General features: G+C 50.4%; 7 protein-coding genes. All 7 read left to right on the forward strand.

Annotated elements, in window-relative coordinates; all coding sequences use genetic code 11:
- The first annotated feature begins 52 nt into the window (after positions 1-52).
- The 7 genes from NDI35_RS03425 (at position 53) to NDI35_RS03455 (ending at position 24,630) form a co-directional block, all read left to right on the forward strand.
- Positions 53-8,668, forward strand: a complete 8,616-nt coding sequence (locus tag NDI35_RS03425) for a non-ribosomal peptide synthetase (protein ID WP_445311506.1) — start codon at positions 53-55, stop codon at positions 8,666-8,668.
- 101 nt (positions 8,669-8,769) lie between these two features.
- Positions 8,770-12,144, forward strand: coding sequence for a non-ribosomal peptide synthetase (locus NDI35_RS03430; RefSeq protein ID WP_445311507.1), 3,375 nt, complete (start codon positions 8,770-8,772; stop codon positions 12,142-12,144).
- 34 nt (positions 12,145-12,178) lie between these two features.
- On the forward strand, positions 12,179-16,921 hold the full coding sequence (locus NDI35_RS03435) for a non-ribosomal peptide synthetase (RefSeq protein WP_445311508.1): 4,743 nt from the start codon (positions 12,179-12,181) through the stop codon (positions 16,919-16,921).
- 1 nt (position 16,922) lies between these two features.
- Positions 16,923-20,195, forward strand: a complete 3,273-nt coding sequence (locus NDI35_RS03440; protein ID WP_445311509.1) for a non-ribosomal peptide synthetase — start codon at positions 16,923-16,925, stop codon at positions 20,193-20,195.
- A gap of 98 nt (positions 20,196-20,293) precedes the next feature.
- Complete coding sequence (panP, locus tag NDI35_RS03445) at positions 20,294-21,982, forward strand: pyridoxal-dependent aspartate 1-decarboxylase PanP (RefSeq protein ID WP_445311510.1); 1,689 nt, start codon at positions 20,294-20,296, stop codon at positions 21,980-21,982.
- Positions 21,972-23,519: a condensation domain-containing protein gene (locus tag NDI35_RS03450; RefSeq protein WP_445311511.1), complete on the forward strand. Its 1,548-nt coding sequence runs from the start codon at positions 21,972-21,974 to the stop codon at positions 23,517-23,519. Before panP ends, NDI35_RS03450 begins: the two co-directional genes overlap by 11 nt.
- A gap of 61 nt (positions 23,520-23,580) precedes the next feature.
- A complete protein-coding gene (locus NDI35_RS03455; RefSeq protein WP_445311512.1) occupies positions 23,581-24,630 on the forward strand; it encodes a TauD/TfdA family dioxygenase in 1,050 nt (349 codons plus the stop codon).
- The last annotated feature ends 1 nt before the right edge of the window (position 24,631 follow it).

The raw sequence follows: 24,631 nt of genomic DNA on the forward strand, positions 1-24,631 counted from the left end.
TGGCGGAACTGGTTGGCGTACTGCAAACAAGATTTATAGGTAAAAAGAATCGATGAGTGACGCAAGCATTAAGGGAAACCAACTCACCGAAAGTTGTACCAATTTAGTAGAACTTCTAAAAAACAGAGCATTACACCAACCAGAGCAGAAATATACATTTCTGTTAGACGGAAAAACTGAAACCGCCAGTTTGACTTATCGAGAGTTAGACGCGATCGCCCGATCGCACGCCGTGCGACTTCAGACATTGGGACTCACTGGCGAACGAGCCTTACTGCTTTTCCCACCAGGATTGGACTATCTCGCCGCCTTTTTTGGATGTTTGTACGCCAAAGTGATCGCGGTTCCCCTCTATCCGCCGAAGCTGAAACGGAATTTAGCGAAAATTAGTGCGATCGCCAAAGACGCAGGAGCAACAGTTGCGATCGCTCCCGCGCGACACCTGGAAAATTTAGAGCAGCTATGCGATCAAGCGCCGGAACTCAAAGGGCTGCACTGGCTGACAGCAGAGGCGCTTGCCGATGACGGCGAAAAGTGGCAGCAGCCACCCATCCATCCCAACGAAGTGGCTTATCTTCAGTACACTTCCGGCTCAACCTCCACCCCCAAAGGCGTAATGGTGAGCCACGCAAACGTTTTGTACAACATCGAATACATTCACCGAGGCTTTGACCACGATTCCGAAAGCGTTGCCGTAACGTGGCTTCCCCCCTTTCATGACATGGGGTTAATTGACGGACTGCTCAAACCTTTGTATCTGGGAATTCCCTCTTACTTCATGCCGCCAGCAGCATTTATTCAGAACCCGATGTGCTGGTTGGAAGCGATTTCGCGCTACAAAGCTACCCACAGCGGCGGGCCAAATTTTGCTTACGACTTGTGTGCTAGCAAAATCAGCAAAATCTTGGGCGATGGCCAAAAAATGCTCGACTTGAGTAGTTGGCGCGTGGCCTATAACGGCGCAGAACCGATCCACAAAGAAACCCTAGAGCGATTTACCAAAGCTTTTGAACCCTGCGGTTTTCAGGCGGATGCCTTTTGTCCTGCTTACGGAATGGCAGAAACCACGCTAAAAATTGCCACGGTTCGCAGCGGGACAACACCGACTTTCTTGCCTGTTGACGCTGGGGCGCTGGAAAATAATCACATTGTAGAAGTTGTCGAAGGCGAGGGGGGCGCGAGAACTTTAGTCGGCTGCGGTTTCCCTGAATTTGGCACTAAAGTTGCGATCGTCAATCCCGAAACTCTGACGCAGTGCCAGCCGCAGGAAGTCGGAGAAATTTGGGTAGCTGGCGAAACAGTTGCGCGAGGCTATTGGAATCGCCCAGAAGAGACAGAAAAAACTTTTCAAGCATATCTTTCAGATACCAGCGAAGGGCCGTTTTTGCGAACAGGAGATTTAGGCTTTTTACGCGATCGAGAACTGTTTATTACAGGGCGACTCAAAGATTTGATTATCATCCGAGGTCGCAATCTTTACCCCCAAGATATAGAAAGAACAGCAGAGCGCAGCCATCCCAGTTTGCGGCAGGGGGCGATCGCGGCATTCTCGGTGGAAGTCGCAGGCGAAGAACAGCTCGTTATCGTCCAAGAATTACAATCTCGCAAAGCGCCGGATAATGCCGAGGAAATTATCAGCGCCATCCGAGCCCGCATTGCTCAAGAATATGAAGTGCAAGTTTATGGAGTAGTGCTGATTAAGCCCGGAAGCATTCCGAAAACGACCAGCGGTAAAATTCAACGTCGCGCCGCCTATGCTGACTTTCTAGCTGACAATTTGGAAGTAGTCGCCAGTAGCATTTTAGAGTTAGCTGATTCGATGGAAATCGACAATCAACTCACGCGAGAAATTTTGCTGAGAGCAGATTTAGAAGAACAGCAGCCGCTTCTTGAGGCTTACCTTTGGCAGCAGGTAAACCGCCGGGAAATGAATTCCCCGGCTAATAGCCAAAGTCGGCTAAAGGCGACGGAAGAGGAATCTTCAATCCACTTCAGTGCCAGCGGGAAAACACAAAATATTATCGATCGACCGCTCAGTAGCTTTGGACTAGATTCTTTAAGAATTTTTGAGTTAAAAAATCAAATAGAGAGTGACTTGGGCGTTACTGTATCGGTTGCCGATTTGTTTGAGGATAGGAGCATTGCTCGACTGGCAGTGCAAATTTTAGAGCAACTAACAGGAAATACCAAAGCAGCCGTCCTTGGACCAGTTTCTCGATCACACCATCTTCCCCTGTCTTTTGCCCAAGAGCGCTTGTGGTTCTTCGACCAATTGGAACCGGGAAACCCCTTCTATAACCTCTGCGGTGCGGTTCGGGTGACGGGGCAACTGAATGCAGAAGCACTCAGGCAAAGTATTGAGAAAATTATCGATCGGCACGAGGTTTTGAGAAGTGCGTTTACCGCTGTGGAAGGGCAACCGATACAGGTTGTCGCTGCTGCGGGCGATTGGACGCTGCCGCTGATAGATTTGAGCGATCGCTCCCTTTGCGATCGCCAGGCCCAGGTGCAAAGGCTATCGGCCCAAGAAGCGCGAGATCCCTTTGACTTGGGGCAAAGCTCTTTGCTGCGCGCCAAACTGCTGCGCCTCGACGAAACAGAGCACGTCTTACTTCTAACCGTGCATCATATTGTTTTTGATGGTTGGTCCCTGGGGGTATTTCTCCGGGAGTTGGCAGAATTTTATCAAGCTTTTTCTAGCAATCGTTTACCCTTGCTTTCCCCGCTGCCAATTCAATACGCCGACTTTGCGGCATGGCAGCGCCAGCAGTTGCAAGGAGAAATATTAGAGACGCAACTAAGTTACTGGAAGCAGCAGTTAAGCGGCAGCTTGCCGATTCTAAATTTACCAACAGACTTTCCTCGCCCCGCCGTTCAAACGTTCCAGGGTGCGAGACAAACTTGGGAGGTGCCCAAAGATTTGAGCTCGGCGCTGGCCGGATTGGGCCAGCAAGAAAAAGCCACCCTATTTATGACGTTGCTGGCAGCCTTCAAGACGCTGCTTTACCGCTACACGGGGCAGACAGATATTTTAGTGGGCTCTCCCATCGCCAGCCGCAATCTCCGCGAGATAGAAGCATTAATTGGATTTTTTGTCAATACTTTAGTGCTGCGGTCTGACTTAAATGGAAATCCGACTTTTCGAGAGTTGCTAAGGAGCGTGCGAGAAGTGGCATTAGGCGCTTACGCGCATCAAGATGTACCGATTGAGAAGCTGGTCGAGGAGTTGCAGCCAGAGCGAGATTTGAGCTACTCGCCACTGTTTCAAGTGGGGTTTGCCTTGCAAAACGGCTTGACGCAGACTATAGAATTGCCAGGGCTGACCTTAAATTCCCATGAAATTGATACCGGCACGGCTAATTTCGACTTGATGCTATTTTTGGAAGAAACCGATCGGGGGTTGACGGCGACGTGGGAGTACAGCACGAACCTGTTCCAACCCAGCACGATTGCGCGGATGCACGGGCATTTTCAGATTTTGCTCGAAGGAATTATCGCGAATGCCGATCGGCGCCTGGACGAGTTGCCATTGCTGAGCGATCGCGAACGGCATCAACTGTTGGTGGAGTGGAATAACACGCAAGTCGATTATCCAAAAGATTCTACAATTCACCAGATGTTTGAAGATCGGGCGCAGCAGACGCCGGATGCCGTTGCGGTGGTGTTTGAAAACCAACAGCTAACTTATAAGGAACTCAACCAAAAGGCGAATCAAGTCGCGCACTACCTGCAAAAACTCGGTGTAAAACCTGAAGTCCGCGTCGGAATTTATGTCGATCGCTCCCTAGAAATGGTGGTGGGATTGCTGGGAATTATTAAGGCTGGCGGCGCTTATGTTCCGCTCGATCCGGCGTATTCAAGTGAACGCTTGAGCTTCATGCTGGAGGATGCCCAGGTTCAAGTGCTGCTGGCGCAGTCGCATATATATGAGAAGATTCGCGATCGGGCGCCGAGTGAAGTTTTGCTTGATTCAGACTGGGAAAACATCGCGATCGAAAGCACAGAAAATTGTTTGAGCGATGTAACCTCCGATTGTCTCGCTTATGTAATCTATACGTCAGGTTCGACAGGGAAACCCAAGGGCGTTCAAGTCAACCATCGCAGCGCCGTTCATCTTTTTGCAGCCACTTACCCCTTATTTAATTTTAGCGAGGGCGACGCTTGGACTGTTTTTCACTCTTACGCTTTCGACTTCTCCGTATGGGAAATTTGGGGAGCACTTGTTCACGGCTGCAAGCTGGTTATCGTCCCTCTCGAAGTGACTCAATCGCCCTCGGCTTTTTACCAATTGCTGTGCTCGGAACGAGTTACAATTCTCAATCAAACTCCTTCAGCAATTCGGCAACTGATTGACGCTCAAAAAACAGCAGATCGCGAGCCAAAATGGAGTCTGCGCCTAATTATTTGCGGCGGAGAAGCTTTGCCTGCAGAACTCGCTTCTGAGTTGCTTGAGTGGAACCTCCCCCTTTGGAACTTTTACGGCCCCACAGAAGCCACTGTCTGGACAGCAATCCATCCGATAAAATCCGTTGCATCAAAGCGCGGTTCGATCCCGATTGGTCGCCCGCTTCCCAACACCCAGCTCTACATTCTGGACGCAAATTTGCAGCCGGTTCCCGTAGGCGTTTTGGGCCAACTGTATATCGGCGGCGCTGGCTTATCCAGAGGCTATTTGAACCTACCCGAACTAACTGCCGAAAAGTTTATTCCCAATCCCTTCAGTCAGGAAATCCAGGCGCGGTTGTACAAAACTGGAGATGTTGCCCGCTACCTGCCAGATGGAACGATTGAATTTGTAGGCCGCAGCGACAATCAAGTCAAAATTCGCGGTTTCCGAATTGAACTGGGCGAGATTGAAGCGGTACTGAGCCAGCATCCTGCAGTGCGGGAAAGTGTAGTGCTGCTTGGGGAGGATAATTCAGGCGAAAACCGCTTGGTGGCTTATATCGTTTCTAGCTCAGAATTCAGCTCAGAATTCAGCACTGAGCAGCCATCTTTAATTAGCAAAGTGCGTAGTTTTCTCAAAGAAAAGCTGCCACAATACATGATTCCTTCAGCCTTCGTGCTGCTAGAGGCTCTGCCTTTAACATCTAATGGAAAAATCGATCGCCGATCGCTCAGAGCGCTCGATGTAGAAAGATCCGAATTAAACGCAGCTTTTGCACCTCGCACTCGGGAAGAACAGTTACTCGCTGAAATTTGGAGTCAGGTTCTCGGCATCAAACAAATAGGAATTGGCGACAATTTCTTCGAGCTCGGAGGACATTCCCTGCTAGCAACGCAACTGATTGCTAAAGTTCGAGAAGCGTTTCAGGTAGAGTTGCCGCTGCGCAGTTTGTTTCAATCCCCGACGGTGGAAAGTTTGGCTGTAGCGATCGCCATTGCTAAAGCGCACCAGGCGATCGAACCCCGCGCCATTGTGCAACTGCCGGAAATCGTCCCCGATCCCCAAAATCGCTACAAACCATTTCCGCTCAACGAAATGCAGCAGGCGTACTGGATCGGGAGAAATAGCTTTTTTGAAATGGGAAATGTCGCCATTCACGGCTATGTAGAAATTGAAGGCGACGATATAGATTTAGAGCGGTTTAGCCTCGCGTGGCAGCGAGTGGTGGAACGCCACGATATGCTGCGCGCGATCGTCCATCCAGACGGGCAACAGCAAATTTTAGAAACAGTGCCAGCTTATGCAATTCCAGTATTAGATTTGCGCGGACAAAGCCCAGAGGCGGTGAATTCCCAACTCGAAGCAATTCGCGAATCCCTGTCTCACCAAGTGCTGCCGCTCGATCGCTGGCCACTTTTCGAGATTCGCGCCTCGCTTCTGAGCGATCGCCGCATCCGCTTGCACGTCAGCATTGACGCCTTGTGCATTGACGGTTGGAGCTATCAAATTCTCTTCCGAGATTTGGTGAAGTTTTACCGCAATCCCAACGCAGCGATCGCGCCTTTGCAACTGTCATTCCGCGACTACGTTTTAGCTGCGATCGCGCTCCAAGATTCCCCATTTTTCCAGCAATCTTTAGAGTATTGGAAAAATCGCCTCGCCACTCTGCCACCAGCGCCGGAACTCCCCTTAGCCAGGCATCCCAGCTCCCTGACACAGCCTCGCTTCAAGCGCTGGAGCGCTCAGCTAGAGCCGGAAACCTGGAAAAAACTTAAAGCCAGAGCCGCGCGATCGGCGCTTTCTCCGACAGGCGTTTTGCTGGCTGCTTATGCCGAAGTTCTGGGCCTGTGGAGCAAAAGCCCTCGGTTTACCCTCAACGTGCCGCGCTTCAACCGCCTTGTACTGCACCCGCAAGTCAACGACATTATCGGCGAGTTTGCCTCGTTTACTTTGCTGGAGGTAGACAACTCGCGCCGAGAAAGTTTTGAAGTTCGGGCAAAACGCCTGACTCAGCAGCTTTGGCACGATCTAGAGCACCAGTACGTCAGCGGCGTGCGCGTTTTGCGAGAATTGGCGCAACTGCTGGGAAGAACATCGGCGGCACCGATGCCAGTGGTATTCACGACTAATCCGCAGAATAACCCCGGACAAAGCGATTCTTCCATACTGGGCGCGATCGCAGAAATCGGAGAGGTTGTTTACGTCGTCGGTCAAACCCCCCAAGTTTGGATAGACAATCAGTACAGCGAAGCTGGCGGCACTCTATTCTTGAACTGGGATGTGGTGGAAGAACTCTTCCCCCAAGGGCTAATCGACGATATGTTTGATGCCTACTGCCGCCTGTTGCAGCGCCTCGCAAGCTCGGAGTCAGCTTGGCAAGAAGAGGCGCAGTTGCAGCAGCAAGCCGTCGGAAACGGCATCGAAGCACCCATTCCCGATGTATTGCTGCACGAGTTGTTTGCTCAGCAAGTAGCCCAGCGATCGCAGCAATCTGCTGTGATTACTTCAACGCGCACCCTCACCTACGAGGAACTATATCTGCGATCGAATCAAGTCGCTCACCGATTGCGGAAGCTGGGAGCTCGCCCCAACCAGTTGGTTGCCGTCGTCATGGAAAAAGGATGGGAGCAAATCGTCGCTGTGCTGGGTATTCTGGCATCCGGGGCAGCTTATTTGCCCGTAGATGCGGCGCTACCAAAAGAGCGGCTGTGGTATTTGCTGGAAAATGGCGAAGTTGAGATTGTTTTAACGCAATCTCAATTAAATCAGCGATGGGAATGGCCGGAAAATGTGCGGCGAATTTGTCTCGATACTGACGAATTGGCTGCCGAAAGCAGCGAAGCTTTGGAGTCGGTGCAGGGACCGGAAGATTTAGCCTATGTGATTTATACTTCCGGCTCAACTGGCTTGCCGAAAGGCGTGGCGATCGCGCACCGCGGTGCAGTCAATGCGATCGCTCAGACCAACCAAGTGTTTAATGTGACCGAGTGCGATCGCGCGATCGCAGTCACCGCACTGCACCACGATATGTCGGTTTACGATATCTTCGGCATCCTAGCAGTCGGGGGAGCGATCGTCATTCCCGATGCCGCACAACGGCTAGACCCCGATCACTGGACTCAATTGATGGTAAAAGAGCGCGTCACCATTTGGAACTCGGTTCCGCCGATGATGGAAATGCTGCTCGATTACGCTGGCGGACGTTCTGAGGTGTTGCCAGAGTGCTTGCGCTGGGCGTTTCTCGGCGGAGATTGGATACCGATAACGCTGCCTCAGAGGTTAAGTGCGATCGTCAAAGACTGTCGCGTTGTCAGTGTCGGCGGACCAACTGAAACCACTCTCTGGAACATCTGGTATCCGGTAGAAACTGTTGACCCTTCTTGGAAAAGCATTCCCTACGGATCGCCGATCGCTAATACACGCTATTACATTTTGAATGAAAGGCTCGAAGACTGTCCTGTCTGGGTTGCCGGCGAGATGTGCTGTGCCGGAGTTGGACTGACAAAAGGATACTGGCGGAATGAAGAAAAAACTCGCGCCAGTTGCCTCACGCACCCCGTCACGGGCGATCGCTTGTACCGAACGGGAGATTTAGGGCGCTTCCTCCCTGACGGCAACATCGAATTTTTAGGGCGAGAAGATTTCCGCCTGAAAATTCGAGGATTCCGCATCGAAGCAGGAGAAATTGAAGCTGCTTTGAACGAGCACCCAGCAGTCAAAGCATCCATTGTCACCGCCTTCGGAGAAAAGCACAGTCAAAAGCGCTTAGTAGCATATATCGTTCCACAACAAAACGCTGCCCCTGCGGTTGAAGAATTGCGCCAATTCCTGAGCGAAAAACTGCCCGATTATATGGTGCCTTCTGCATTTATAATTTTGGACGCGCTGCCGCTTTCGGAGAACGGCAAAGTTAACCGCAAGGCACTGCCTGAACCGGAGGCCGCGATTCAAAAAGAAAAGATTTTTGTCGCACCGCGCACCCCTATTGAGGCAATGTTAGCGAGAATTTGCTGTGAGGTTCTCGGCATCGAACAGTTAAGCATTACCGATAACTTTTTTGAACTAGGAGGAAATTCGCTCCTGGCAATTCAATTAGCAGCAAAGGTACGACAATCTTGTCAGATAGAATTGCCTTTGTGCGATATTTTTGCAGGACAATCGCTCGCCGTACTTGCAGAAAAGATTTCTGAAGCCAAAAACAAAAACGCAACAGTTGAAGAACCCGCGATCGCGCCCGTTTCGCGATCGGCGTACCGCATGAAACTGTCATCTTTGCGTTAAGCACAAATCAGTGATGAGTCATGGAATTGCAGCCAATAACTCATAACTAATCCCTAAATATCGGCTGCAATCCCAATTACCAACTACCAGTTACCAATCCAATGACGGTGCATTTTTCCGAAAAACCTCCCACAGATACTCGCGACTCTGCGAATGCTTCCGAAGAAGAAGTATTTGCATTTCCCACCTCTTTTGCCCAGCAAAGACTGTGGTTTATCGATCAATTTGAACCGGAAAACCCTTTTTACAACCTTCCGGCGGCTGTGTTACTAAAAGGCAGGCTAAATGTAGTAGTGCTAGAGCTAAGTTTCAAGGAAATTGTGCGCCGTCACGAAGCTTTGCGGACGACATTTGCCACTGTAGACGGTCAACCCGTGCAGGTGGTTGGTCAGAAATTTAATTTCGGGCTGCAAGTTTTAGACCTGCAACAATTGGCTGAAACTGAGCGAGAAGAAAAAGTAAAACAACTGGCAGCAGAAGAAGCTAGCAAACCTTTTGATTTAACCAAAGGGCCGCTGTTGCGAGCTAGTTTGCTACAGTTAGATGTTGAGGAATATGTCTTGCTGCTGACGCTACACCACATTATTTTTGATGGCTGGTCAATCGGAGTCTTTCTGCAAGAATTAGCAGCGCTTTACGAAGCGTTTTTGATGGCAAAACCATCCCCACTTCCCGAACTTTCCATACAGTACGCCGATTTTGCTATTTGGCAGCGGGAATGGCTTGCGGGCGATCGCTTGCAAACTCAACTTAACTACTGGAAAAAGCAGCTTAGTGGCGCTCCCCCCTTGCTGGAATTGCCAGCCGATCGCCCCCGCCCCCCGGTGCAAACCTATCGGGGCGCAAAAGAATCATTCCTCATCTCCAGAACGCTAACGGCAGCCCTCAAAAAGCTCAGCCGCCAGGAAAATGCCACCCTGTTTATGACGCTACTAGCAGCCTTTAAAACGTTGCTCTATCGCTATACAGGACAGGCAGATATCCCCGTTGGCTCTCCCATCGCCAACCGCAACCGAGCGGAAATTCAAGGGCTAATTGGGTTTTTTGTCAATAGTTTAGTATTGCGAACTGATTTGTCAGGTACTCCCACTTTTCGGCAGTTGCTCGCTCGCATTCGGGAGGTGAGTTTAGAAGCTTACGCTCACCAGGATTTGCCGTTTGAGAAACTGGTTGAAGAGTTGCAACCCGATCGAAATTTGAGCTACAATCCACTGTTCCAAGTTGCTTTTGTTTTGCAAACTCCACCTGTTGCAGCGGAATCAATAGCCGGACTCAATCTCACTCTGTTAGATGTTGAGAATCAGACAGCAAAAGTTGACTTAACGCTGTATTTAGAAGAAAAGCAGGAAGAAATTAGCGGTCAGTTTGAATACAGTACCGATTTATTTGATGCGGTAACTATTAGGCGGATGGCGGGGCATTTTCTCACGTTGCTGGAGGGCATAGCTGCCAACCCAGAGCGGCGGATTGAAGAGCTACCGTTGCTCGGGGAAAAAGAGCGGCATCAGTTGTTGATAGAGTGGAATGACACCCGCGCCGATTATTCGAGCGATCGCTGCATTCATCAATTATTTGAAGCGCAGGTCGATCGAACTCCCGATGGCATTGCCGTCGTATTTGAAGACCAAAAACTCACCTACCGCGAGCTGAATGAACGAGCCAACCAACTCGCGCATTACCTGCAAAAACTCGGCGTCAAGCCAGAAGTTTTGGTGGGAATTTATGTCGAGCGTTCCCTAGAAATGGTGGTCGGACTTCTTGCCATCCTCAAAGCTGGTGGCGCTTACGTTCCCCTCGACCCGGCCTATCCGCCAGAGCGCCTCGCCTTCATGCTAAAAGATGCGGCAATTCCAATTCTTTTAACTCAGAAACGGCTGTTAGAAACCCTGCCGGAAAACAGCGCCCACGTCGCCTGCTTGGATGCCGACTGGGAAGCCATATCGAGCAGTACCGAGCCAGCTGCTGGCTTACAAAATTCTGCCAATTTAGCCTATGTCATCTATACTTCAGGCTCAACAGGAAAACCCAAAGGGGTGCAAATTTCCCACGCTGCTGTCGTCAACTTTTTGAATTCTATGCGCCAGCAGCTCGCGATTGCAGACCGAGATATTTGGCTGGCAGTCACCTCCTTATCTTTTGACATTGCAGCCCTGGAGTTATTCCTGCCTATTACAACCGGTTCTCGCGTCGTTCTCGCCAGCCGAAAAGTGGTATCTGACGGACAAAAACTGTTAGAAACCTTAAATAATTCTGGCGCAACCATTATGCAAGCTACTCCAGCCAGTTGGAAAATGCTTTTAGCAGCGGGATGGCAGGGAAGCGAGGGATTAAAAATACTGTGCGGGGGAGAAGCTTTACCCCAACAGCTCGCCAATCTGTTGCAGTTGCGGGGCGCTTGCGTGTGGAATTTATACGGCCCGACAGAAACCACCATCTGGTCTACTCTCTATCAGGTTGACTGCAAAGATGAATCAGTTTCCATTGGTCGCCCTATTGCTAACACTCAAATTTACATTTTAGACCGCTATTTAATGCCGGTTCCCGTTGGTATTTTTGGCGAACTGCATATTGGGGGGGCTGGCTTATCCAGAGGCTACCTAAACCGACCGGAACTGACCGCAGAGAAGTTTATTCCTAACCCCTTTGCACAGGGGGGAATATATGCTTCATTTATCCTTCATTCTTCATCCTTCATTCTATCAGAACGCCTCTATAAAACTGGGGACTTGGCTCGCTATCTCCCCGACGGAAATATTGAATTTATGGGGCGCAGCGACCATCAAGTGAAAGTACGGGGTTATCGAATCGAGTTAGGAGAAATTGAGGAAACTCTCGGACAGCACCCCGCGGTGCAAGATGCGGCGGCGAGCGCGCGCGATGACGGTTCCGGTAACCAGCGCTTAGTCGCTTATGTAGTGCTTAACCAAGACAAACTTCCCAGCATCAGCAACCTGCGTGCCTACCTGCAAGAAAAGCTGCCGGAATACATGGTGCCGTCTGCATTTGTCATGCTGGAATCGCTGCCTCTAACTCCCAACGGAAAAATAGACCGCAAAGCTCTTCCCGCACCGGATGCCGCATTCCTTCAGAAAACCTTTGTCGCGCCTAACACCCCGGTTGAAAAAGTTCTCGCAGGCATCTGGGCTGAAATACTCGGAGTGGAAAAAATCGGCATTCACGACAACTTTTTTATCGATTTAGGAGGGCACTCCCTACTAGCAACGCAAATCATCTCAGCCGTGCGCGACACTTTCGGGGTAGATGTCCCCCTGCGCTCCTTCTTCGAGTCGCCTACCGCATCCGAGCAAGCCGCGGCCCTGGTGGAAAATCCCGCGCAGCGAGAGAACGTTGAAAATACCGCTCAATTGCTGCTTAGTCTTGCGGAACTTTCCGATGAAGAAGTAGAGCGAATGCTAGCCGAGAAAACTTCTGTCCCCGATCGGGAATTGGCGATCGCCTCTCCCTCTACTTATTAAGTCCAGCAGTCTAGTCAAAATTAATCAGGGTCAAATGAGCTATTTGAAACTATCTGCAAAAAAACGCGCATTGCTGGAAGTGATGCTACGAGAAAAGGGGGTAGAATCCTCAAGCGATCGCAGAATTCCTAGAAGGAAAGAAGGCGACTCGATCCCCTTGTCTTTCGCCCAGCAACGGCTGTGGTTTTTCGACCAGTTCGAGGCGGGAAAATCTTTCTACAATCTCCCAGGCGCTATCCGGCTCAAAGGCAAATTAAATGTCGCCGTGTTGGAGCAAACTTTCAACGAAATCCTCAACCGGCACGAAGCTTTGCGATCGACTTTTACAGAGGTTCAGGGACAGCCCGTTCAAGTCATTGCTCCCCCTGTTTCTCGCCTGCATCTGCCAGTAATAGACCTGCGAGAACTCCCCCAGAGCGATCGAGAGGCAGCCGTAAAGCAGCTATCTGCAAAGGAAGCGCAACAGCCCTTTGACTTGGAGCGAGGTCCCTTGCTGCGGACATCTTTGCTACAGCTTAGCGAAGAAGAATACGTCCTGCTGCTGACGATGCACCACATCGTTTCAGATGGCTGGTCGATAGGAGTGCTGGCGCGGGAACTGGCGGCAATTTACGAAGCCTTATCCGCCGGAAACCAACCGCAGCTTCCAGAGCTTCCCGTGCAGTATGCCGACTTTGCGATCTGGCAGCGCAACTGGCTCTGCGGCGAAGTGCTGCAAACTCAGCTTGCGTACTGGAAGCCACAGTTGGAGGGAGCGCCTCCCTTGCTGGAACTGCCAGCCGATCGACCCCGACCTCCAATTCAGACCTCAAACGGCGCAACCCAGTCGCTATTGCTGTCTCAGGAGCTGACAGCCGCCCTCAAAAACCTCAGCCAGCGGGAGGACGTTACCCTGTTTATGACGCTGCTGGCGGCATTTAAAGCGCTGCTCTACCGCTATACAGGGCGGACAGACTTGCTAGTCGGCTCGCCGATCGCCAACCGCAACCGCGCGGAAATTGAAGGACTCATTGGCGTATTTGTCAATACGCTGGTGTTGCGGACTGACGTTTCCGGCGATCCTACTTTTCGAGAATTGCTTCAACGCTTGCGCGAGGTGACTTTGGGAGCCTACGCGCACCAAGACTTGCCATTTGAGAAACTGGTTGAGGAACTGCAACCCGAGCGCAGTCTGAGTTATAACCCGGTATTTCAGGTTATGTTCCAGTTGCGGAACAACCCCATGCCGCCCTTGGAGCTGTCGGGATTGACTTTAAGTATGCTCGAGGTCGAAACGAATACGACGCAGTGTGATTTGAGCTTGGATTTAGAAGAAGTGGGGGAAAAGCTGCAAGCCTCAGTGCAATACAGCACGGATTTGTTCGATCGCGCCACCATTACCCGGATGCTCGGACACTTGCAAACCTTGTTGGAAGGTATCGCCGCTAATCCAGAGCAGCGCCTCTCCAGCTTGCCCCTGCTGACAGCAGCCGAAAAGCAGCAACTGCTGCAGTGGAATAACACCAATACGGGTTATTTGCCCAACCAGTGCCCGCAGGAGCTGTTTGAAAAACAGGTGGAGCAAACCCCCGACGCTCCGGCGGCAGTCTTTGACAACCAGCAGCTAACCTACCGACAGCTCAACGCCAAGGCAAACCAAATCGCGCATTACTTGCAAAAGCTGGGAGCAAGTCCAGAGGTGCTGGTGGGCGTTTGCGTCGATCGCTCCTTGGAGGCGATCGCGGCTTTTCTGGGCGTCCTCAAAGCAGGTGCAGCCTACCTGCCCCTAGACCCCGCTTACCCGCCGAAGCGCTTGGCTTATATGCTCGAAGACGCCCGGGCACCACTGCTGCTGACGCAACAACACCTGTTAAACAAGCTCCCCCCGCACTCCTGCACAGTCGTTTGTTTGGATGCAGACTGGGAGCAAGTTGCCCTGGAGAGCGAAAAAAATCCCTCTAACACAGCCACGCCTGAAAACCTCGCTTACGTTACCTACACCTCGGGTTCTACTGGACGCTCTAAAGGGGTGGCTGTCAATCGCAGCAGTCTGGTAAATGCCTATTTAGGCTGGGAAACCACTTATGGGCTTCGCTCTGGGGTAACATCTCACCTCCAGATGGCCAGCTTCTCATTCGACGTTTTTAGCGGTGACTTGATGCGATCGCTGTGTTCTGGCGGCAAACTGGTGCTGTGCGATCGCGAGAAGCTGCTCGCGCCGCAGGAACTCTACGAACTGATGCGGCAGCAAAAGATCGACTGTGCCGAATTCGTTCCCGCCGTCTTGAGGAACCTGATCCAGTACCTAGAAGAGAGCGGACAGCGGCTCGACTTTATGAAAATCGTCGTCTGCGGCTCAGACAGTTGGTATGCCTCGGAATATGAAAAATTCCGGCAATTTTGCGGCCCTGAAACTCGGTTGATTAACTCCTTTGGCATCACTGAAGCCACCATCGACAGTTGCTATTTTGAAAGCGCGACGGGAAATTTAGCGGGCGAGCAGTTAGTGCCCATCGGACGGCCCTTTCCCAACACCCAGCTTTACATCTTAGACGCTGTCTTGGGGCCCGTGCCGATCGGCGTTCCCGGAGAACTGCACGTCGGCGGTGCAGGCTTGGCGCGAGGCTATCTCAACCGACCCGAATTAACCGCTGAGAAATTCATTGCCAACCCCTTCTGCGAAGAAATTTCTGCTTTCGGGCCTTCAAATCGCCTTTACAAAACTGGGGATTTAGGTCGCTACTTGCCAGACGGCAATATCGAGCTAATTGGTCGCATTGACAATCAGGTGAAAATTCGTGGCTTCCGCATCGAGCTCGCAGAGATTGAGGCGGTACTCTCCCAGCATCCGGCAGTGCGGGAAAGTGCGGTTTTGGTGTCGGAAGAGGCGAACGCTCGCAAGCGTCTCGTTGCTTACGTCGTCCCCGACGCCCGAGAGCAAAATTCTTCACTGTCTTCTAGCGAGCTGCGCCAGTTCTTGCAAGAACGCTTGCCAGAGTATATGGTGCCGTCTGCCTTCGTCTTGCTGGAGAAACTGCCTCTAACGCCCAACGGCAAGCTCGATCGGGCTGCGCTGCCAGCGCCCGACTTGACGCGATCCGAATTGGAAGAGACTTTCGCGGCTCCTTGCAGCGGCATCGAGCAGCAGCTAGCCAGTATTTGGATGGAGGTTCTCGGAATCGAGCGAGTGGGCATACACGACAACTTTTTCGAGTTGGGCGGAGATTCGATTCTCAGCATTCAGATTGTCGCCAAAGCCAATCGAGCGGGGATTCAACTGACTCCCAAACTGCTATTCCAGCACCAGACGATCGCGTTTCTGGCAGCCGCTGCTGGCACTGTCGAGGCTGTGCGAGCCGAGCAAAAACCGGTGACGGGCGCGGTGCCGCTGACTCCCGTGCAGCAGTGGTTCTTTGAAGAAAATTTTGCCTGTGGGCACCACTGGAATCAAGCCGTGATGTTAGAAGTGCGGCAACCCCTCGAAGCAGTGCTGCTGGAGCGAGCGTTCGCGCAACTTCTGACGCACCACGACGCCCTGCGCCTGCGCTTTGCGCCCGCCGAATCTGGCTGGCAGCAGTTCAATGCCGAACCGGGGGGAGCCGTGCCGTTTGAAAAATTAGATTTATCTAATTTATTGACAAATGAGCAAAGTTGTGCAATTTTGTCCAAGGCTAATGAAGTACAGGCAAGTTTAAACCTGTCAGAAGGGCCGATCGCGCGCGCTGTTCTGTTCGATCTGGGGGCGCAGCAACCTTCGCGCCTGCTAATAGTTATCCACCACTTAGCTGTCGATGGCGTATCGTGGCGAATTTTGCTGGAAGACTTGCAGAATGCCTGCGAGCAGTTGAGCAGGGGTCTTGCAATCTCGCTGCCGCTGAAGACGACATCTTTCAAACAGTGGGCACAGCGGCTGGTTGAATACGCTCAGTCAGAAGCGTTGCACCAAGAATTCGATTACTGGCTGGCACACCTGCAAAAGCCGATTTCTCCCCTGCCAGTAGATTTCGCTGGGGGAAGCAATGCGGTAGCGCAGTCGCGCACCGTGTCGGTGGCGATCGCGGCTGAAGACACTAACGTCTTGCTGCACGAAGTTCCCAAAGTTTACCGAACCCAAATTAACGACGTGCTGCTGGCAGCGCTGGCGTGGGCGTTTGCCCAGTGGACCCGAGAGAAATCGCTGCTGGTTGATTTAGACGGGCACGGGCGGGAAGATATCTTCCCAGATGCAGACGTTTCGCGGACTGTGGGTTGGTTTACTTCCGTGTTTCCGGTACTGCTGTCGCTCGGCGAGGCTTCCACTCCCGCAGATGGCTTAAAGGCTGTCAAAGAACAGTTGCGCGCCATCCCGAATCGCGGTATGGGTTACGGGTTGCTGCGATATCTCGCTGGCGGCGAAATTTCCCAGAAACTGATCTCGCTCCCTCCAGCCGAGGTGAGTTTCAATTACTTCGGACAGTTCGACCAAGTTCTCCCTGAATCATCTTTATTTGCCCTGTCTGGGGAATCCGTCGGGCAGCCTTTTAGCCCCGAAGGAAACCGCAGCTATTTGATAGAAATTAACGGATTTGTTGCGGGCGGGCAGTTGCGAATGGATTGGACTTACAGCGAGGAAATCCACCGACTTTCTACGGTGGAGAATTTAGCGCAAAAATTTGCCGAAGCCCTGCGAGCGATCGCCCTGGCTTCCCAGGAACCCGAAGCAGTCGGCTGCACTCCCTCTGACTTTGCAGAATTCAAGTGGAGCCAGTGGACGCAAAACGACCTAGAAGACATTCTTTCAGCAATTGGAAAAGTTTGAAATGGGCAAAAGCAACGTTGAAGATTTTTACCCCCTCTCGCCCATGCAGCAGGGGATGCTCTTTCACACCCTCTACTCTCCCAACTCGGGAGTTTATTTCGAGCAATTAACTTGCACGCTTCGCAAACTGGCGAACGCGCAGGCATTCAAGCAGGCGTGGCAGCACGTGACCGATCGACATCCCATCTTGCGTACTTCCTTCGTCTGGGAAGGCCTCAAAGAACCCGTTCAAGTCGTGTACCGGCAAGTCCAACTGCCTTGGGAGGAGTGCGACTGGCAAGGGCTCGCGCCCGCAGCACAGCAACAGCAGCTAGAAACCTTTCTCAAAAGCGATCGCGAGCGGGGTTTCGATATGCGGCAACCGCCGTTGATGCGGATGACTCTGATCAAACTGGCAAAAGATACTTATTATTTCATCTGGAGCCACCACCACCTGCTGCTAGATGGCTGGTCTAACCCCGCCATCCTCACAGAAGTCTTTGATTTTTACCAAGCCGAACTCAACGGCGAGCAATTATCCTTGCCGCGCCCGCGCCCCTATCGCGACTACATTGTTTGGATACAGCAGCAGAATTTGTCTGAGGCTGAGTCGTTTTGGCGGCAGCGCCTCCAAGGCTTTACCGCACCCACGCCGATGCCAATTGAGCGGGGTTTTGGCGGCGCTGCGGGAGAAGAAAGCGATCGCGAGCAGCAAATCCTGCTCTCTGTAGCGACAACAGCAGCGCTGCGATCGTTAGCTCGGCAGCAGCAATTGACGCTGAACACTCTAGTGCAAGGAGCCTGGGGGCTGCTTCTGAGCCGCTACAGCGGCGAGGAAGACGTTATTTTTGGAACGGTTGTCTCCGGTCGTCCACCAGACTTGGCGGGAGTAGAATCGATGGTGGGGCTGTTCGTCAACACCCAGCCCGCGCGCGTCAAGATTCGCCCAAAAGACTCGCTGCTGTCTTGGCTCAAGCAGTTGCAGGATCGACAAATAGAGGCGCGGCAGTACGAATACAGCCCCTTGGTAGAGGTGCAGCGGTGGAGCGAAGTGCCGCGCGGGCTGCCTTTGTTTGACACGCTGGTAGTTTTTGAGAACTATCCCTTAGAGTCTTCTTTGCAGAAGCGGGTTCAAAACCTGGAAATAGAAAGCGTTCTTTCTTTTGAAAAGACGAACTATGCTCTAACGCTGACGGTGGTGCCGGGTGAGGAGTTGGCGCTCAAAATTGGTTACAGTAGCAACCGCTTTGAGGACAGTGCGATCGCACGAATGCTCGGACACCTGCAAACTTTACTGGAAGGAATGACTGCCAATCCTGAGCGGAAACTGTCAGAATTGCCCCTATTGAGCGCCGCCGAACGCCAGCAATTACTTGTCCAGTGGAACGACACCCAAGCGGATTACCCCAAAAATTCCTCAATTCACGAATTATTTGCAGCGCAAACAGAGCGAACCCCAGATGCAGTGGCTGCAATTTGCGAAAATGAACAATTGACTTACCGCGAATTGAATGCCAAAGCCAATCAAATCGCGCATTACCTGCAAACTCTAGGCGTAAAACCCGAAGTTTTGGTGGGAATTTGCTTAGAGCGATCGCTGTCGATGCTGGTGGCCATTTTGGGCATTTTAAAAGTCGGTGCCGCTTACGTTCCTCTCGATCCTGCTTATCCCCAAGAACGCCGATCCTTCATGCTGGCCGACGCAAAAGTTCCGGTGCTTTTGACTCAAAAAAACCTCCTAGAAACCCTCCCCGAACACAGTGCTAAAGTCGTCTGTATCGACGCCGAATGGCAGGAAATTTCCCGGCAGAGCGATCGCAACCCCGGTGTTAAAGTGGAAGCTGATAACCTCGCTTACGTCCTCTACACTTCCGGCTCGACAGGCACTCCCAAAGGGGTACTCGGCACCCACCGAGGCACAGTCAATCGCTGTTTTTGGAACCCCTACCCTTTTATCGAAGAAGATATTTGCTGTCAAAAAACGTCCTTAAATTTTGTCGATTCGGTTTGGGAAATCTTTGCTCCTTTGCTGCATGGGTTGCCCACTGTCATTATTCCCGATCGAGCCGTCAAAGATATTAACCAATTCCTTCAAACCTTATCAAAGCAAAATGTAACGCGACTGGTGCTGGTGCCTTCTTTGTTGCGCGCTATCTTAGATTCCTTCCCTGATTTAGACAGGCGTTTGCCTCAATTAAAATATTGGATTTGCAGCGGAGAAACTCTGCCGCTGGAACTTTGCCAGCAATTTCGAGAGCAGATGCCCCAGCGGGTATTAATCAATCTTTATGGCTCTTCTGAAGTAGCTGCAGACGTGACGTGGTACGATGCAACTAACTGTGTGGAGAAAGTTCCAATCGGTCGCCCGATCGCCAACACGCAAATTTATCTGCTCGATCGCAATTTGCAACCCGTTCCGATAGGAATTCCCGGCGAGATTTACGTCGGTGGCGATGGATTGGCAAAGGGCTACTTAAACCGCCCCGAATTAACCTCGGAAAAATTCATTTCTAACCCGTTTGGGCAACAAAAATTAGATTTTGTCGGTAATTCTCATCAAAAAGTTTTGTTCAAAACAGGCGATATCGGTTGTTACCTGCCGGATGGTAATGGTAATATAGAATTTCTGGGCCGTGGCGATTCCCAAGTAAAAATTCGCGGTTTCCGCATCGAACTCGGAGAAATAGAGGCAGCACTTTCTCAACATTCTTCTGTGTCCACCGCTGCTGTTTTGCTTCAGGAAAATGCACCGGGCAGTCAACGCCTAGTCGCTTACCTAGTTCCTAACTCAGGGTTTACAGATCAGCACCCAGAACTTATTTCCGAACTGCGTTCATTCTTGAAGCACAAACTCCCCGATTACATGGTGCCTTCAGCTTTTGTGCTATTAGATGCGCTGCCATTAACGCCCAACGGAAAAATTGACCGCCTCGCCTTATCTCAAAGGTGCGATTACATTTCTGATGAAACAGCCTTCACTGAGCCACAAACGCCCACAGAGGAAGAAATTGCTGAAATTTGGACTGCTCTTTTAGGGCTAGAAAAAGTAGGAACTAACCAAAACTTTTTTGACCTCGGCGGTCACTCTCTGATGGCAACACAGTTAATATCGCGAGTGCGATCGTGCTTTGGGATAGAGTTAGCGCTGTGCGATTTTTTTGCCGCTCCCACAATTCAGAATTTAGCTGAAATGGTCGAGGAAGAAATTCTGGCAAACGCTGATTCTAACCAGATAGATGAATTGCTCGACCTCTTAGAAAAAGAGGAAGCACAAACTGTGATGCTGACTGAGTAAAGAGCGCGTTTCTAAAAAAGCATAAAAAGCCCTATCCCCTTAAAGCTTTGATTGGGGATAGGAAAGCCAAAAAGCCCATTAAAAAGGATGGATTCGGGATGAGTAAACTAACAGTCAAAGCCAAAGATTCTCAAGATGTAATGGAGCAATTAAAAGCCTCTGTTACCCCACTTGAAGAAAAGTTAATGGAGCTATTCAGTGCCTCAGAAAAGTCATTTTTGGCCGAGGAAGCAATGGAGGAGCGAATTTCTGGCCTTGTTCAAGACTTTTTGTACGCAAAAACCGCTAGTACAGATATTGACTTAGAGTTAATTATTCAGGAGTTTAGGGAAAACAAAATTCCCGCCCTTCCTACAGATGTTGGGAATTATATCGATGATTTGACCCAAACCCTCGTTGCTCATTCCATTCACACATCTTCCCCGCGATATATCGGTCACATGACGAGCGCACTTCCCTATTTTGTGCGCCCGATCGCGAAGCTTGTAACCGCGATGAATCAAAATTTAGTCAAGATGGAAACTGCCAAAGTTTTAAGCCCCTGCGAGCGCCAGACTTTGGCAATGATGCACCGATTAATTTACGATTTTTCTGAGGATTTTTATAACCAGCACATTCAAAAAAATGACAGCACGCTCGGTATCATGGTAACGGGCGGCACCCTGGCTAATATAACAGCCCTGTGGTGCGCTCGCAACGCTTCTTTAGGGCCCAAAAATAACTTTGGTGGCATTGAAAAAGAAGGCTTGTACGCAGCTTTAGAGTTTTACGGCTACAAGGGAATGGTGATAATCGGATCGAGTTTGATGCACTATTCTTTTGAAAAAGCTGCCGGTTTATTAGGTATTGGCGATCGCAATCTCCTAAAAATCCCCACCGATTCCAATCACCGCATGGATTTGGCAGCGCTGCGCCAAACTGTAGCCGAATGTCGCGATCGCAATCTGCACATTCTGGCAATTATCGGTATTGCAGGCAGCACCGATTCGGGAAGTATCGATCCGCTTCCAGAAATAGCCGCGATCGCGCAAGAAGCAAACGCTCACTTTCACGTCGATGCCGCTTGGGGCGGTCCTGTGCTTTTTTCCGAACGTCACCGGCACAAATTCGCAGGCATTGAACTAGCAGATTCCGTCACCATAGATGGACACAAACAAATGTATTTGCCAATGGGAATCGGTCTGGTTTTATTCCGCAATCCCCAAACTGCCAAAGTTATTGAAAAAAACGCGCCCTACACGGTGCGAAAAGACTCGATCGATCTAGGCAAGCGCTCTCTCGAAGGCTCTCGACCAGGTGCGAGTTTGTTCTTGCAAGCCGCGTTGAATATCATCGGCCATCAAGGCTATGAGTTTTTGATAGATGCAGGCATCCATAAAACGCAGCACTTGGCTAATTTAATTCGGGAAAATCCAGCATTTGAATTGCTGCTAGAACCAGAAATTAATATTCTTTTATACCGCTACATTCCAGAAACATTCTGGGAAAAAGCAGCCAAAAAACAACTAACCGAAGCAGACAACCACTTCATTAATCAATTTAACGAGCGCCTTCAGGAGGCGCAGCGGCGAGCCGGTCACACCTTCGTATCGCGAACAACCGTGCAAAACACCTGTTATGGCAAAACCATTCCCATTGTTGCTTTTCGAGTCGTCCTTGCCAACCCCCTCACCACTGAAGCAGATATCAATTTTGTTTTAAACGACCAGCTAAAAATAGCAGCAAAGCTTTCCTTAACTATCACAAACAGCGACCACTGCGAGGAAGTGAATCATCATGTCTACTAATCGTTCAGAACGACTGAAAAACCTCTCGCCCCAAAAGCGAGCGCTCCTCCTCAAAGCCTTGGGCAAAAAGGCAGTACAGGCTGAGCAATCTCAGCGTATTCCCAGGCGATCGCAGCAAAATTCTGCTCCCCTTTCTTTTGCCCAGCAACGGCTGTGGTTTCTCGATCGATTGTCTCCCGAAAACCCTGCCTACAACCTTCCTGCTGCTGTGCGTTTGCAAGGGCAATTGAATTTGTCAGCACTGCAACAAACACTCAATGAAATTGTCAGGCGTCACGAAGTTTTACGGACTGCTTTTGCAGAAGTGGACGGGGAACCTGTTCAACTGATTTCTCCTTCCTTGGATTTCGCTTTGTCGGTGGTAAACTTGCAACATTTACCAGAAACTGAGCAGCAAGCTGAAATTGAGCAGCGTACTCTTGAAGAAGCCCAACGCCCCTTTGACTTAACGCGATCGCCCTTATTGCGTAGCACTTTGCTGCAACTTGGTTCGGCAGAATATGTGTTGCTGCTGACGATACACCACATTATTTCTGATGGTTGGTCTATGGGCGTGTTGGTGCGAGAAGTAGCCGCACTTTATGAAGCTTTTTCCACTGACCAACCCTCCCCGCTGCCTGAACTTCCTGTGCAGTATGCCGACTTCGCCAGTTGGCAGCGCCAGCATTTCCAGGGAGAGAAATTAGAGAAACAGCTCGCTTATTGGAAACAGCAATTGGGTGGCACTTTAGCTGTGCTGTCAACAGATAAGCAGCGCTCTCCCGTGCAAACTTTCCGAGGGTCGCAGCAATCTTTTGTGATTTCTGCTTCTTTAACTGAAAGGCTAAAAACCCTCAGCCAGCAACAAGATGTCACCCTATTTATGACGTTGTTGGCAGCGTTTCAATCCTTGCTATATTGCCACATAAAGCAGGAAAACCTCGCTATTGGCTCTCCTATTGCCAACCGGAACCTGCTTGAATTAGAAGAACTAATTGGATTTTTTGTCAATACTTTAGTGCTGCGAATTGACACCGCAGGTAATCCAACTTTCCGCGAACTACTCGGTCGAACACGCGAGGTAGCGTTAGCAGCTTACGCTCACCCCGATGTTCCTTTTGAAAAGCTCGTTGTGGAATTGCAGCCAGAGCGAAATCTCAGCTATAACCCGCTTTTTCAAGTCTGGTTTGTTCTCCAAAATGCGCCCATGCCACCCCTGAAATTAGGCGATTTGACTTTGAGCGTTCTAGAATTCGATGTCGGTATGTCGAGACACGACTTAAGCCTCACTCTCTGGGAGATTTCAGAAGGAATCCAAGGCTTATTTGAGTACAAAATAGACTTATTTGAGGCTACGACTGTTGCCCGAATTGTGAGAGGTTGGCAAACTGTTCTCAACCAAGTTGTTGCCCAGCCAGATATCAGGCTCGACGACTTGGCAGAAATTCTTGTTGAAGCAGAAAGGCAGCACCAAATCGAGCAGGAAAAACAAATTCAGATTTCGGGAATTCAAAAATTAAAAATGGCTAAACGCCAAGTTATGAAAAGTTTAAACTGATGGCTCAATCTCTCAGATTTTTTCGGAAAAAAGGGAGAAAATTTTCACCCAACCAAACACTATGACAAATACAGAAACAAAGAATCTTAATTCCCAAAAGTTAGGAGCAGTTAGGCGCAAAGCCGTCAGCCTGTCCTCAGAGGAATTAGTCAAAACCGCCTACCTCCAGCCCGAAAACCTTCTACCTCTAGTTGTTCAGCCAACAGTAGAAAAACTAAATCTTGCGGGTTGGGCACAGAACAATCGCTCATCAATTGAAACGCAGTTATGGAAGCATGGAGGAATACTTTTTCGAGGCTTTGAAGTCGGAGGGGTGAATGGTTTCGAGCAGTTTATTCAAACTATTGCGGGCGAATTGTTGGAATATTCTTTTCGCTCAACTCCCCGTAGCCAAGTGAGCGGAAATATCTACACTTCCACCGAGTATCCTGCCGAGCAATTCATCCCACTGCACAATGAAATGGCTTATTCTCGGAATTGGCCGCTGAAAATCGCTTTTTTCTGCGTCAAGAAAGCCGAACAGGGAGGAGAAACCCCGATCGCTAACAGCCGCAAAGTGTTTGAAAGCCTGGATTCAAAGATTAGAGAAAAGTTTGCCAAAAAAAAGGTTATGTATGTGCGAAATTACGGCGGTGGCGTAGATTTACCCTGGCAAAATGTCTTTAATACTGATAGCAAAATAGAGGTAGAAGAGTATTGCCAAAAAGCTGGAATTGAGTTAGAATGGAAAAGTGACGATTGCTTGAGAACTCGCCAAATATGTCAAGCTGTCGCCCAGCACCCAAAAACGCAGGAAATGGTGTGGTTTAATCAAGCTCACCTCTTCCACATTTCCAATCTCGATCCCGTCGTTCGCAAAGAGCTTTTAACTTCTTTTAAACAGGAAGATTTACCCCGCAATGCTTATTACGGCGATGGCTCGCCCATTGAAGATTTTATATTAGACGAAATTCGTCGCTGCTATCAGCAAGCAACAACTGTTTTCCTTTGGGAAGAAGGAGATGTCTTGCTGCTAGATAATATGCTAGCCGCGCACGGACGTACCCCATTCTCTGGTTCGCGTCGAGTTGTTGTCGGGATGGCAGAACCGTTTAGCTGTCAAGACATTTAGA

This window comes from Microcoleus vaginatus FACHB-2002 (genome assembly GCF_040004035.1).
Classification (GTDB): Bacteria; Cyanobacteriota; Cyanobacteriia; order Cyanobacteriales; family Microcoleaceae; genus Microcoleus; species Microcoleus vaginatus_C.